The sequence below is a fragment of the Umezawaea endophytica genome (assembly GCF_025061645.1).
Taxonomy (GTDB): Bacteria; Actinomycetota; Actinomycetes; order Mycobacteriales; family Pseudonocardiaceae; genus Umezawaea; species Umezawaea endophytica.
Genome location: NZ_JANYMP010000001.1, coordinates 640,425 through 652,827, shown reverse-complemented (window position 1 = coordinate 652,827; position 12,403 = coordinate 640,425). Strand labels below are relative to the sequence as shown.

Below are 12,403 nucleotides of genomic sequence, written 5' to 3'. Positions count from 1 at the left end.
GGTCAGCGGTCGAGCGCGGTGCGCGCCCGGCCGGGGTCGATGGCGGCGGCCAGCACGGCGTCGTCCAGGGTGCCCGTTCGGAAGAGCCGCGCGCCGACCCCGGCCAGCGCGGGCGCCATCTGGATCCCGTAGCCGCCCTGGCCGACGAAGCTGAACAGCGTCGGCTCCTCGGGGTGCGGACCGACCACCGGCGCCCGGTCCGGGGCGAAGGTCCGCAGCCCGGCCCAGCTCGTCCGCACGCTGCGCAGGTCCAGCGTCGTCGCGGCGTTGACCCGTTCCAGCACCAGCGCGACGTCGAGGGGGTCCGACTCGACGTCCCCCGGCGGAACCTCGGTCTCGTCGCCCGGCGACAGCAGCAGCGCCCCGCTCTCGGGCTTGAAGTACCAGGCTTCCGCGAAGTCCGCGACGACCGGCCACTGGGCCGGGATCGGCACGCGCGAGCGGGCGATGGCCACCGTGCGCCGCCGCGGCGACAGCCTGTGCCCGACACCGGCGCAGAGTTCCGCGACCTGGTCGCCCCACGCGCCCGCCGCGTTCACCAGCGCGTCGGCGTGCCACGTCCGACCGTCCGCGGTGCGGACCTCCCACCCGGCCCCGACCCTGTCCGCCGCCACCACGCGGGCACCGGTCGTGATCCGCCCGCCCCGTCGGCGCAGCGTCCCGGCGTAGTGGCCGTGCAGTGCGGCGACGTCGATGTCCCGCACGTCCGCGTCGAACGCGCACCCGGCCAGCTCGTCGGTCCGCAGCACGGGGCACAGCTCCCGGACCCGGTCGGCGGTCACCGCGACCATGGACGGGCTGCTCGCGACGGCGGCCGTCAACGCCGCGGCACTCGGCTCGTCCCACGTGGTGAAGAGCCCGCCGCGGGGCGTCAGCAGCGGGGGCACGTCCGGCAGCGCCGACAGCCGGGCGAACTCCGGTTCACTGCGCCGCGTCAGCTCGCGGACGGGCGGCGGACCGTAGTCCGCGAGGAAGAGCGCGGCCGACCGACCGGTGCTGTGAACGGCGAGCGACGACTCGGCCTCCAGCAGGACCACGTCGTGGTCGACGGCGAGCTCGCTGCCGAGGGAGACCCCTGCCATGCCCCCGCCGATGATGAGGATTCGCTGGCGTGCCATGACCGGAATCATCAGACGTGCCAAGGGGGCAGGGCTTGTGCTTGCGACGACAAGAGCCGGACCGGACGTCTGCACCACCGACAAGCTCCCGTGCGCGCCAGTGGCCGGGGTCCGTCGACGAGGGCCTGGTCGCCACCACCGGCACCCGTCCGGGCCGCGTCACCCCGTGACGCGGCCCGGACGGGGCCCGTGTCAGCCCGCGCGGTTCAGCACCTCCTGGGCCGTGCGGGCCACCGCGGCGTCGATGAGCCTGCCGTCGTCGTCGACGGCGATGCCGGACGCGGAGTCCGCCAGGCGTTTCAGGACCCCGGTGGCCGCGGCGACCTCCTCCGGTGTGGGGGTGAACACCGCGTTGATCACCGCCACCTGGGCAGGCGTGATGGCGGTGCGTGCCCGGAAGCCCTGGTTGAGCAGCAGCGTCGTGGTCGCGCGGAGCGTGCCGGTGCCGCGGGCGTCGGTGTCGACCGGTCCCGTGGGTGCCGTCAGGCGTGCCGCCGCCGAGGCGACGACGACCTGGGACCTGATGGGCCACAGCTCGGTGCGCCACTCGTCGGGGCGGATGCCCAGTTCCCCGGCCAGGTCCGCCTCGCCCAGTCCCAGCCGCACCACCCTCGGCGCCGCGGCGACCGCGTCGAGCTGCCGGATGCCCCGTGCCGTCTCCAGCATCGCGATCACCGGCACGGGGGAGCGGTCGAACGCCGCCAGCAGCCGGTCGACCTCGGCCAGCGACTCCGGTTCGGCCTTCGGGACCACGACGCCCGCGAGGCCCGCCGCGCCGCCGATCGCGGCGACGTCGGCCGCCGCCGTGTCGGCGTTGATCCGCACCCACGCGCTGACCCCCGGCGCCGCCAGGTGGTCGGCGACGACCTGGCGGGCGAGGTCCTTGCGGGGCGCCGAGACGGCGTCCTCCAGGTCCAGGATCAGGGCGTCGGCGCCCCGACCCGCCGCGCCCGCCAGCTTGTCGGGCTGGTCGCCCGGCACGTAGAGGTAGCTGCGGGGCGTCATGCGCCGGTGGGGCGCTTGAGGTAGCGGCCGACGGGGTCGCCGACGACCTTGCCCGCGGCCAGGACGTGGTGGCCCCGCACGAAGGTGTCGGTGACCGCCGCGGTCATCGAGAAGCCCTCGAACGGCGTGTACTCCTGCGTCGACTCGGAGTCGGCCGCGCGGACCGTCCAGTCGACGGCCGGGTCGACGAGGCTGAAGTCGGCGTCGAAGCCGACCCCGATGGCGCCCTTGGTGCGCAGCCCGAAGCGGGTGGCCGGGTTCCACGCGGTGAGCTTCGCGATGTCGCCCAGCGACAGCCCGCGCCGCACGCCCTCGGTGACCAGGCCGGGCAGCAGGTACTCGGCGCCGCCGAACCCGGACTTGGCCACGAACACGTCGTCGCGCGGGTCGCCGAACTTGTCCTCGTCGCGGCAGCACGCGTGGTCGCTGACGACCCAGTCCACCTCGCCCGCGAGCACGTGGCCCCACAGCGCCTCGACGTCCTCGCGCGGCCGGATGGGCGGGTTCACCTTGGCGCCGATGCCGGACGCGGTGTCGATGTCGGCCAGCAGGTGCCCGACGGTCACCTCGCGGCGGAACCGGATGTGCGGGAACGCGGTCGCCATCCGCAGCGCCGCGTCCATCGCCTTGGCCGACGACAGGTGCAGCAGGTTGATCGTGGGCAGCCCGGTCTCGTGCGCCAGGTAGGACGCGATCGACACGGCCAGGCCCTCGGAGTGCTGCGGCCGGGACGCGCTGTAGGCGGCGAGACCGGTGAGGCTGCCGTCCTCCTCGACGAGCTTGGTGTAGGCGCTCATGATCTCGGCGGTCTCGCAGTGCAGCGACAGCGAGATCTCGTCGGCCAGCTCCGGGAACCGCTCGCGCGCGGCCTGGATGCCGCGCATGACGAACTCGAAGTGCGCGTAGTCGTAGCGCTCGCCCTCCGGGATCATCAGGAACGAGTTCTGGTCCGCCGACCGGCCGTGCAGGCCGTGGCTGCCGTAGAACATGAACACCTTGAACGAGGTCACGCCGTGCTCGGCGACCAGGTCCGGGATCTCCTCGATGTGCCTGCGGGACATCGGCGCGAGGTGGTAGGCGTAGTCCACGTAGGACTTGCCCTCCGAGGCGGCGAGCACCTCGGGGAACACGTCGGCGTAGTCGCCGCCCCGGTTCAGGTAGTACTGGCCGGTGCGCATGTAGTTGAGCGCGGTGGTGACCCCGCCCTGGGCGCACGCCCGGCTCTCGGTGGCCGCGTCGACCCCCAGCGGGTTGTAGATGCCCCAGTGCTGGTGGGCGTCGACCACGCCGGGGAACGCGAGCCTGCCGCCGCCGTCGACGACGGTCTTCGCCTCGGCCGGGTCGATGCCGGGGGCGACGCGCACGATCCGCCCGTCCACGACACCGATGTCGGCGCGTTCCGCTTCCGGCCGGTCGTGGTGGACGACGCGGACGTTGGTGACGAGTAGGTCAAGGGACATCGTGATCGTCTCCAGTCGTCGGGGTGTGGTCGGTGGCCAGTGCCAGCGGGCGCAGCAGCTCGCCCACGTCGGTGACGTCCTCCAGGCCCAGCACGAGGTCCCGGACGGAGGCCGCGATCTCGGGCGGTAGCCGGTCGGCCACGTTGTCGGTGAACTTCGCCGCCAGTTCGGCGTCGGTGAGGGGGCGCTGCGGACCGCCGCGGTTGGTGAGCACCTCGGCCGTCCACTCGCGACCGTCGGTGCCGCGCACGGTGACGACGGCCGGGAACTGGTGGGGGAAGATGGCGTCGCAGCGCTCGTCCGGTACGACGTCCACAGTGGACATCAGCGCCCGGCGCAGCGGGTCGGCGGCGAGGTCGTCGCTGTAGTCGGCCAGCCCCGCCCCGAGCCCCGACCCGCCCAGCAGACCGGTCACCACGGCGTATGGGCCGCTGAACTGGGCCTGGTAGCCGGTTTCCGGGGCGCGCTTCGTCTCGATGGGCTGACCGATGGTGCGGATGACGGCGTTCGGCACGCGCAGCTCGATCGAGGCGACGTCGGCCGGGTCGGTCGGGGCGCCGTCGGCGCGCAGCCGGAGCCCGGCGTCGATCGCGGTGTGGGTGAAGTGGTTGGCGGGGTAGGGCTTGAAGAAGATGCCCGGCACCGCCCAGTCCTCGCCGAGCCCGTCGGTCACCTGGTCGAGGTCGACCTGGCCGCGCAGGAACGACTGGAAGAACCCGAACCTGCCCTCCAGCACCGTCGGCGGCCCGGTGAAGCCGCGCCGGACGAGCTGCGCCGCCGTCACGCCGGACTGCGCGGCCCAGCCGCAGTGCAGCCGCTTGACCGTGCCGCCGGTCCGGTTGGCCTCGATGACCCCGGAGGCGAACGACGCCGTGACGCCCATCGCGTTCAGCACGCCCTCCTCGCCGAGCCCGTAGAGCAGCGCGGCGGCCGCCGCGGACCCCATCGCACCGCAGATCGACGTGGCGTGCTGACCGTGTTCGAAGTAGACGGAGTTGCCCAGTTCGCTGTCGTAGCCCGCCATCCCGAGCCGGACGGTGATCTCCAGGCCGACCGCGACGGCGGCCACGACGTCCGCGCCGCTCGCGCCGGACGCCTGCGCGGCGGCCAGCGCGGCGGGCACCACGCTGGCGCTCGGGTGCAGCACGGACGGCAGGTGCGTGTCGTCGTAGTCCAGCGAGTGCGCCAGCACGCCGTTCACGAACGCGGCGCCCACGGCGGGGACCTGCGCGGCGACGCCGATGGCGGTCGCCTCGGCCCGGCCGCCCTGGTCCGCGACGTGCGCCGCGATGGCGTGGCTGGTCGGCAGCCGGTAGGCCGCGACGCACAGCCCGAGCACGTCGAGCACCCGTCGTCGGACGCTGGCGGCGACCTCGTCCGGCACGCCGTCGGCCAGCGCCGTCGAGGCGAAGGAGGCGAGCCGCCGCGCCGCGGTGGGGGAGGCGATCGTCGTCACGCGCCCACCACCGCCAGCGGGCGGACCGGGGAGCCGGTGGCGCCGAACAGCGGCAGCGGGGACAGCACGAACAGGAACTCGTGCACGCCCGCCGCGGCGATGCCGTCCAGCACCAGGGTTTCGATGATGTACACGCCGCGCTCCACCAGCAGCACGCGGTGCGCGGGCAGCGAGGCGTGGCCGCCGCCGGGGGCGAGCCGCTCGAACGCGATCGTGTCGGCGCCCGCCGCGTGCGCGCCGCGGTCGGCGAGCCACCGGGCTCCCGCCTCGCCCACACCGGGTACGCCGGTCTCCTTGCCCTGGTAGACGGTCCGGTCGGGGTCGTCGAACAGCCTGCCCCAGCCGCTGCGCACCAGCACGACGTCACCGGGGCGCACGGGCGTGCCCTGGAGGCGTTCGGCGGCGGCCAGGTCGTCGGCCGTGATCTCGTAGCCCGCCGGGCAGCCGGTCGGCTCGCCCAGCGCTGCGGGCACGTCCAGCAGCACGCCCCGGCGCACCATCGGCTCGATCGTGTGCACGCCCAGTTCGGCGAACCGGCCGCCGCGGCCCGCCTCCGCCGCGTCGGAGCCGTCGAACAGCTTCCCGTCGTGGGAGACGTGGGCGAACGCGTCGATGTGCGTCCCCACGTGCGTGCCCATGGTGATCAGGTCGTTGGCCGCCGATCCGCCGTCCGCCCGCACCACGTCACCGTGCCTGCGGGGCAGCGCGTGCCAGTACGGCGGGTGGTTGGGCGACTGCGGCATCCCCTGGACGAGCTGCCTGCCAAGGTCGTGCACGGCCAGTCCACCCGCGACGGCCGCCAGCAGCGCGGCCGTTCCCTGTGGTGTCGTCAAAGTCGCCCCCATCACGCCACGGTCCGATCGGCTCGCAGGCGCGCCACCTCGGGCGCGTGCACACCGAGTTCGGCGAGGATGTCGTCGGTGTCGGCGCCGAGCGCCCTGCCGGTGAACCTGATCCGGCCGGGAGCCCCGGCGCTGCGCCACAGCACGTTCTGCATGAGCACCGGCCCCAGGTCGTCGTCGGGGACGCTGGTCAGCATCCCCGTCTCGCGCACGTGCTCGTCCTCCACCAGGTCGCGGGCGGAGTAGATCGGGGCCACGGCGGCGCCCGCCGCCTCGAAGGCCTCGGTCACCTCGGCCTCGGTCCGCTCCGCGATCCAGCCGCCGACGTGCCCGTCGATCAGGTCGGCGTGCCCGGCGCGGCCCAGCCCCGTGGCGAACCACGGCTCCTCGACCACCTCCGGGTGCCCGACCAGCCGCAGGACCCGCTCGGCGATGCTCTGCGCGCTGCTGGACACGGCCACCCAGCGGCCGTCCTTGGTGCGGTAGGTGTTGCGGGGCGAGTTGTGGGTGGAGCGGTTGCCGTGCCGCTCGCCCACCTCGCCGAGCTGGTCGTAGACGGTCGGGCCGGGGCCCACCGCCGCCATGATCGGCTCCAGCAGGTTGATGTCGACCACGTCGCCGCGACCGCCGTTGCGCTCCCGCGCGAACAGGGCCGTCATCGCGGCCGTCGAGGCGGCCATCCCGCAGATGCTGTCGGCCAGGCCGAACGCGGGCAGCGTGGGCGGCCCGCCCGCCTCGCCGGTCAGGTGCGCGAAGCCGCTCATCGCCTCGGCGAGCGTGCCGAACCCGGCGCGGCCGGCGTACGGACCGGTCTGGCCGAAGCCGGTGACCCGCACGACGACCAGACCGGGGTTGACCTCGTGCAGCCGGTCCGGCCCGATGCCCCAGCGCTCCAGGGTGCCGGGGCGGAAGTTCTCCACCAGCACGTCGGCGGTGGCGGCCAGCCGCAGCAGCAGGTCGGCGCCGTCCGGTGTGGACAGCTTCAGGCCGAGCGCGCGCTTGTTGCGGGAGATCTCCTTCCACCACAGCGGCACGCCGTCCTTGGCCTGCCCGTGGCCCCGCATCCCGTCACCCGCCTCGGGGTGTTCGACCTTGATGACCTCGGCCCCGTGGTCGCCGAGGATCCGGCAGCACAGCGGGCCGGCCAGGATCGTGGAGACGTCCAGCACCCGCACTCCGGTGAGCGGTCCGTCTTGCACAGCGGCCCCTTTCGTCGCGTTCCCTGTTCCGCTGAGGCGAACGCTGGTCCGCTCAGAGGTTAGGTCGGTGTCCTTGTCGGGGTCAACACCCGGTTCTTCGTCGGAGGTCGCCAAGATCCGCCGGTTGGCCAGCGCGGCGACCCCGGCGACGGCGACCAGCGCCGCCATCGCCGCCCACGCCACCGCGTACGAGCCGTGCTCGACGAGCACGCCCATCAGCAGCGGCCCCACCACGCCGCCGACGCACCCGCCCGCCTGGACCAGCGCGGTGGCCGCGCCGGGAGCGCCCGCGTGGGCCCGCACCACGGCGTGCCCCAGCACCCCCGTCCAGCCCCAGCCCGCCGCCCCGGCGACCACCGCGCCCACCAGGGCGGCGACCGGGAGCGGCACGGTGAGCAGCAGGAACCCGGCCACGCCGAGGAACAGCAGCCCGCTCACCACGACCCGGCCGGACACGCGGGCGCCGACGACGCCGGACAGCATCCGCACCCCGATCGTCGCCGCGCTCATGACGGCCAGCACCACCCCGGCGGTGCCCGCGGACAGGCCGAGGAATACGCCGTAGCCGACCAGGAACGTGCTCAGCGCGGTCGCGGCGGCCGAACCCAGCACGAACATGCCGACGACCAGCAGCAGCGGCGCCAGCGGCCGCAGCGGTGTCCTGGCCGACGACGTCACCGCCGCCCGGCCCACGTGGGGCACCGGCAGCAGCAGCACGAGGGCCACCAGCACCGCGGCGCAGAGGAACACCGCCCGCCACGGCAGCACCGCCGCCAGCGTCGGCACGCAGATCCCCGCCACCAGCGTCGCCGCCGGGATGGACGAGCGCTCCAGCGCGAACGCCAGCGCCCGGCGACCGGGCGGCACCCCGCGGGCGATCAGCATCCCGCCGACCGGGGCCGCGACCGCGGACCCGACCCCGCCGACCGCCATGGCGACGCACAGCCCGGCGTAGGTGCCACCGAGCGCGGCCACCGAGACCAGGCACGTCGCCGCGCCCACCAGCGCCAGCCGGACGGCGGGCCCCGGCCCGGTGCGGTCGACGATCCGACCGCCCACCGGCATGAGCACCGCGCCCACGGCGAAGAACACCGAGATCGCCGCGCCGAACGCCGTCGAGTCCAGGCCGAGGTCGGTCCGGACGGCGACGCCCACCGCCCCGGTCAGGTAGAGCGGGAACATGTAGCTCGCGCCGATCAGGACGGCGAGCGCCACGGCCCGCCCGGCGGTGTCGTCGGCGGGCGGGCTCGTCACCCCTGGATCTCGTCGGCGTAGGTGATGTTCACGTCGGTCCGCCAGCCGGTGGCGGGGTCGGCGCCCCACTTCTCCCGCCAGCCCGCCGCGTGCGCCAGGACGGTCGGGTCGCCGTGGTGCAGCGCGCCGCCCGCGTGGAAGGCGTCGAGGTCCTCCACGAACATGAGGTCGAAGTGCTTGAACCACTCCTCGCCGCGCGCGTTCTGCCGCACGACGTAGTTGGAGTAGTCCACGACGCCGGGGTGCGCGCGGAAGATCGGGTAGTCGACGGAGCGGGTGTACTCCTCGTACTCCTCCAGCGGGACGCCCGGCTTGATGTTGTAGGTGAGCAGGACGAGCTTGCGGGCCATGGGTGTCCTCCGGTCGTTCTAGAGCGCGCGACCGAGGGCGTGCCCCTCGGCCATGGCTTCCAACAGGGAGCGCGGGGCGACGGCGTCGCCGATGACGTGCACCGGCACCCCCGCGTCGAGCAGCGGGGCGACCAGGCCGTCCTCGGCGTGCGGCGGGTCGAGCACGACCACGTCGGTGACGGCGAAGGCGGTCGTCGTGGAGACCAGCGAACTGGTCACGGTGGCGGTCCCGTCGGCGAACCGGACGTCCGCCGAGGTCCAGAGCTGCACCCCGAGGCCGCGCAGCCGCTGCACCGCCGTCATCCGGCTGTACTCGCTCACGCCCCAGAGCGGTGTGCCCGCGCGGGCCACCACGTGCACGGCCGCGCCGCCGCGGGCGGCGGTCTCGGCGACCGACGACGCGGTCCAGCCGCCGTCGCCGTCGAGCACCACCACCGTGCGACCCACCCAGGGGCGTCCGCGCAGCACGTCCTTCGCGGTCAGCGCGAGGCCCCAGCCGGGCACGTCACGGGCGTGCCGGGTGGCGCCGGTGGCGACCACGACGACGTCCGGCGGATCGGCGAACACGTCCTCCGGGGTGGCGGGCACGCCCGTGCGGACGGTGACGCCGAGCGCGGCGAGCCGGTGCTGCTGGTGGTCGCGGAGCCGGTCGAGGTGACCCCGCCCCGCGCCCCGGCGGCCCAGCCGGAGCTGGCCGCCCAGTTCGGCGTCGGACTCGCGCAGCGAGACCTCGTGCCCGCGTTCGGCGGCGACCTTCGCGGTCTCCAGCCCCGCCGGGCCGCCGCCCAGCACCAGCACCCGCTTCGGCAGCGCGGCGGGCTCGGGTGTTTGCGGCCAGCGCTCCTCGTTGCCGACCGCGGGGTTCACCATGCACGTCATCGGCCGGTGGCCCGCGATCTCGCCGATGCAGAAGTTGCACGACACGCAAGGACGGATGTCCCGCTCCCGGCCCGCCGCGGCCTTCGCCAGCAGGTGCGGGTCGGCGATGTGCGCGCGGGTCATCGCGACCGCGGCCAGCCCGCCCGCCAGACCGCGTTCGGCGTCGTCGAGGTCGACGAACCGGCAGGCGGCCAGCACCGGGGTGGACGCGCACTCCGCCGCCACGGCGAGGGTCTGCGCCAGGTACGGGGTGTGGCCCTCGCTCATGTCCGCCACGTGGTGGCCGATCGACGGGACCGTGTACGACGCCACCGAGACGTTGAGGAACGCGAGCGGCCGGGTGGTGTCCAGCAGGTGCGCGAGCCGCCGTCCGGCGGCGAGGTCCTGGCCGCCCTCGACGAACTCGTCCGCGCTCATCCGCACGCCGACAGCGAGGTCGCCGCCCACGGCGTCGAGCACCGCGTCCAGCACTTCGAGGGGGAACCGCAGGCGGTTCTCCTCCGACCCGCCGTAGGCGTCGGTCCGGTCGTTGGCGGCGGGGGAGAGGAACTGGTGCGGCAGGTGGCCGTGGCCGAAGTGGACCTCCACGCCCTGGAACCCCGCCGAGCGCGCCAGCCGGGCCGCGTCTGCGTACGCGTCGCGCACCTCGGCCATGTCGCGCCTGGACATCACGTGCGGCACCGCGCCGGACGTGGCCCACGGCCTCGCGGCGGGACCCCACGCGGCGGCACGGCGGAACACGTTCTCGCTGTGCCTGCCCGCGTGGGTGATCTGGGTGAAGACGGCGGCGCCCTCCGCGCGCACCGCCTCCACGATCCGGGCCAGCCCCGGCAGCGCGGCGGGATCGGCGGACAGGCCGCCCGCGCGCCCGAGGCTGGTCCCGTGCACCCGCAGCGGTTCCGTGACGATGAGCCCGACCCCTCCGCGGGCCCGCTCGGCGTGGTAGGCCACGTGCCGGTCCGTCGGCAGGAAGTCGACACCGAAGTTCGTCGTGTGCGCCGACACGAACACCCTGTTGCGCAAGGTGATCCCGCCGATCTCGACGGGCGAGAACACCCTCGGGTACGCGGTCACGGGACCCGCCACCGCTCGTCCAGCTCCTCGGCGGTGCGCGCCAGCAGCACGCCGGACTCCGCCAGGTCGTTCCACACCCGCTGCTCGACGACCAGCCCGTCGCGCACCAGGAACCGGTCGACGTACCGCACGCCGTCGAAGGCGACGCCGTGGATGTTCTCGCCGAACAGCCTGCCGAGCGAGTACACCACCTCGCCGTCCACAGTGGACAGCGTGTCGTACTCGTCGCGGTGCTTGTCGACGAACCGGTACCGGCCCGCCGAGCCCTCGGCCAGCTCGGCGAGGGTCCGGTAGGTCTTCCCGCCGGGGAAGACCAGGGTCGCGTCCGGCGACAGGTGCCGCCGGGCGTCGTCGACCCGGCCCGCGCCCATGGCGGCGAGGTAGTCCTCGACCAGCGCCACGGCGTTCATCAGCTCTTCCGGCACGGTGACTCCTTCACGCACGTCGTGGCGCAGCCGGAGGCCTTGCGGACGGCGGAGACGATGGTGTTGTACCCGGTGCAGCGGCACAGGTTCCCGTTGAGGGCGGCCAGCACCTGCGCGTCGTCGGGGTCCGGTGTGGACTCCAGCAGCTCCTTCGCCGTCAGCAGCATCCCCGGCAGGCAGAAGCCGCACTGGAACGCGAACTCGTCCCAGAACGCCTGCTGCACGGGGTGCAGGTCGTCGCCGTCGGCCAGCGATTCGACGGTGTCGACCGCCGACCCGTCGGCGGACAGGGCGAGCACCGAGCAGGACTTCGCGGTGCGCCCGTCCAGCACGACCGTGCAGGCGCCGCAGTCCCCGGTCAGGCACCCGACGTGCGTGCCGGTCAGCCCGACCTGCTCGCGGATCGCGTGCACCAGCAGGGTGCGGGGGTCGACGTCGATCTCGCGCTGGACCCCGTTGACGGTCAGCCTCATCGCGGTCATCTGTCCTCCTCCAGGGCACGGCCCGCGGAACGGGCGGCGATCACCGGGGCGATGCGCCGCCGGTACGCGGCGGGGGCGAGCACGTCGGTCCACGGCTCGGCCGCGTCCAGCGCGGTGTGCACGGCCTCGCGCACGTGCTCGCGCCACGCCGGGTCGTCGGAGCCCACCGACGGCCGGTCAACGTCGACCGCGACCGGCGTCGCCGCCGCACCGCCGACGACGATCCGCAGAGGACCTCCCGTCGGGGCGAAGGTCGCCGCCGTGACGATCGGCCAACTGCCCTCCGCGAGCTTGAACTTCAGGTAGCCCAGTGCGGCGCCTCCCAGCGGTGGCACCACGAACGCCTCCAGCACCTCGTCCGGTCGGCGCGCGGTGCGGAACCCGCCGAGGAAGAACTCCGCCGCGGGCACCTCCCGTGCACCGCCCGCGCTTGCCAGCCGCATCCGCGCGCCGAGCGCGACCAGGCACGCGGGCACGTCGGAGGCGGGGTTGGCGTAGCAGGCCGAACCGCCCGCCGTGCCGCGGTTGCGGATCTGCGGGCCGCCGGTGATGCCCGACGCCACGGTGGACAGCAGCGGCACGTCGGACGTGATCAGGTCGGTGTAGGTGGTCATCGCGCCGACCACCGCGCCGTCCTCGCCCGCCGTGACGCCCGCGAGCCCGGCGCGCGACAGGTCGACCACGACCGCCGCGCTGGTGCGGCCGTGGGTCATGTCCGGCACGACCATCGTGCCGCCGCCCACCACCACGCCGTCGCCGTCGGCCAGCGCGGCCGTCACGCCCGCGAGGTCGCGGGGCGCCGAGTAGCGCGGGGTCATCGGGTCACCTCGTCGGGGGTCGCGGTCGGGGCACCGGTCAG

The 12,403-nt window shown here is 74.5% G+C and carries 11 protein-coding genes; all 11 read right to left on the bottom strand.

Translation table 11 applies throughout. The features are described 5' to 3' along the window. Window positions 1–2 precede the first annotated feature (2 nt). The gene (locus NZH93_RS02545; protein WP_259621225.1) at window positions 3–1,118 is read right to left on the bottom strand and encodes an NAD(P)/FAD-dependent oxidoreductase; all 1,116 of its coding nucleotides are present in this window, start codon (window positions 1,116–1,118) and stop codon (window positions 3–5) included. A 192-nt stretch (window positions 1,119–1,310) separates the two neighbouring features. Then, window positions 1,311–2,123 (bottom strand): HpcH/HpaI aldolase/citrate lyase family protein, encoded by an 813-nt coding sequence (locus NZH93_RS02540; RefSeq protein ID WP_259621224.1) that lies wholly within the window; start codon window positions 2,121–2,123, stop codon window positions 1,311–1,313. Beyond that, window positions 2,120–3,583: a dihydroorotase gene (locus NZH93_RS02535; protein WP_259621223.1), complete on the bottom strand. Its 1,464-nt coding sequence runs from the start codon at window positions 3,581–3,583 to the stop codon at window positions 2,120–2,122. The genes NZH93_RS02540 and NZH93_RS02535 overlap by 4 nt, the downstream gene beginning before the upstream one ends. After that, on the bottom strand, window positions 3,573–5,039 hold the full coding sequence (locus tag NZH93_RS50485; RefSeq protein WP_259621222.1) for an MmgE/PrpD family protein: 1,467 nt from the start codon (window positions 5,037–5,039) through the stop codon (window positions 3,573–3,575). Before NZH93_RS50485 ends, NZH93_RS02535 begins: the two co-directional genes overlap by 11 nt. Continuing rightward, window positions 5,036–5,884 carry a cyclase family protein gene (locus NZH93_RS02525; protein WP_259621221.1) on the bottom strand — a complete coding sequence of 283 codons (849 nt, stop codon included), beginning with the start codon at window positions 5,882–5,884 and terminating at the stop codon, window positions 5,036–5,038. The genes NZH93_RS50485 and NZH93_RS02525 overlap by 4 nt, the downstream gene beginning before the upstream one ends. Next, window positions 5,884–8,334 (bottom strand): MFS transporter, encoded by a 2,451-nt coding sequence (locus NZH93_RS50480; protein ID WP_308214156.1) that lies wholly within the window; start codon window positions 8,332–8,334, stop codon window positions 5,884–5,886. The genes NZH93_RS02525 and NZH93_RS50480 overlap by 1 nt, the downstream gene beginning before the upstream one ends. Further along, window positions 8,331–8,684: a RedY/HapK family protein gene (locus NZH93_RS02510; RefSeq protein WP_259621220.1), complete on the bottom strand. Its 354-nt coding sequence runs from the start codon at window positions 8,682–8,684 to the stop codon at window positions 8,331–8,333. The genes NZH93_RS50480 and NZH93_RS02510 overlap by 4 nt, the downstream gene beginning before the upstream one ends. 18 nt (window positions 8,685–8,702) lie before the next feature. Beyond that, window positions 8,703–10,649 carry an oxidoreductase gene (locus NZH93_RS50475; RefSeq protein ID WP_259621219.1) on the bottom strand — a complete coding sequence of 649 codons (1,947 nt, stop codon included), beginning with the start codon at window positions 10,647–10,649 and terminating at the stop codon, window positions 8,703–8,705. Beyond that, entirely contained in the window at window positions 10,634–11,062 is a 429-nt protein-coding gene (locus NZH93_RS02500; RefSeq protein WP_259621218.1) for a nuclear transport factor 2 family protein, read from the bottom strand. The genes NZH93_RS50475 and NZH93_RS02500 overlap by 16 nt, the downstream gene beginning before the upstream one ends. Further along, on the bottom strand, window positions 11,047–11,544 hold the full coding sequence (locus NZH93_RS02495) for a (2Fe-2S)-binding protein (RefSeq protein WP_259621217.1): 498 nt from the start codon (window positions 11,542–11,544) through the stop codon (window positions 11,047–11,049). The genes NZH93_RS02500 and NZH93_RS02495 overlap by 16 nt, the downstream gene beginning before the upstream one ends. Further along, window positions 11,541–12,362 carry an FAD binding domain-containing protein gene (locus NZH93_RS02490; RefSeq protein ID WP_259621216.1) on the bottom strand — a complete coding sequence of 274 codons (822 nt, stop codon included), beginning with the start codon at window positions 12,360–12,362 and terminating at the stop codon, window positions 11,541–11,543. The genes NZH93_RS02495 and NZH93_RS02490 overlap by 4 nt, the downstream gene beginning before the upstream one ends. Window positions 12,363–12,403: the final 41 nt, after the last annotated feature.

Bases quoted from the DNA above. Each gene is read 5' to 3' on its own strand.
- NZH93_RS02545 (WP_259621225.1), bottom strand. From the start codon at position 1,118: ATGGCACGCCAGCGAATCCTCATCATCGGCGGGGGCATGGCAGGGGTC.
- NZH93_RS02540 (WP_259621224.1), bottom strand. From the start codon at position 2,123: ATGACGCCCCGCAGCTACCTCTACGTGCCGGGCGACCAGCCCGACAAG.
- NZH93_RS02490 (WP_259621216.1), bottom strand. From the start codon at position 12,362: ATGACCCCGCGCTACTCGGCGCCCCGCGACCTCGCGGGCGTGACGGCC.
- NZH93_RS02495 (WP_259621217.1), bottom strand. From the start codon at position 11,544: ATGACCGCGATGAGGCTGACCGTCAACGGGGTCCAGCGCGAGATCGAC.
- NZH93_RS02510 (WP_259621220.1), bottom strand. From the start codon at position 8,684: ATGGCCCGCAAGCTCGTCCTGCTCACCTACAACATCAAGCCGGGCGTC.
- NZH93_RS02525 (WP_259621221.1), bottom strand. From the start codon at position 5,884: ATGGGGGCGACTTTGACGACACCACAGGGAACGGCCGCGCTGCTGGCG.
- NZH93_RS02535 (WP_259621223.1), bottom strand. From the start codon at position 3,583: ATGTCCCTTGACCTACTCGTCACCAACGTCCGCGTCGTCCACCACGAC.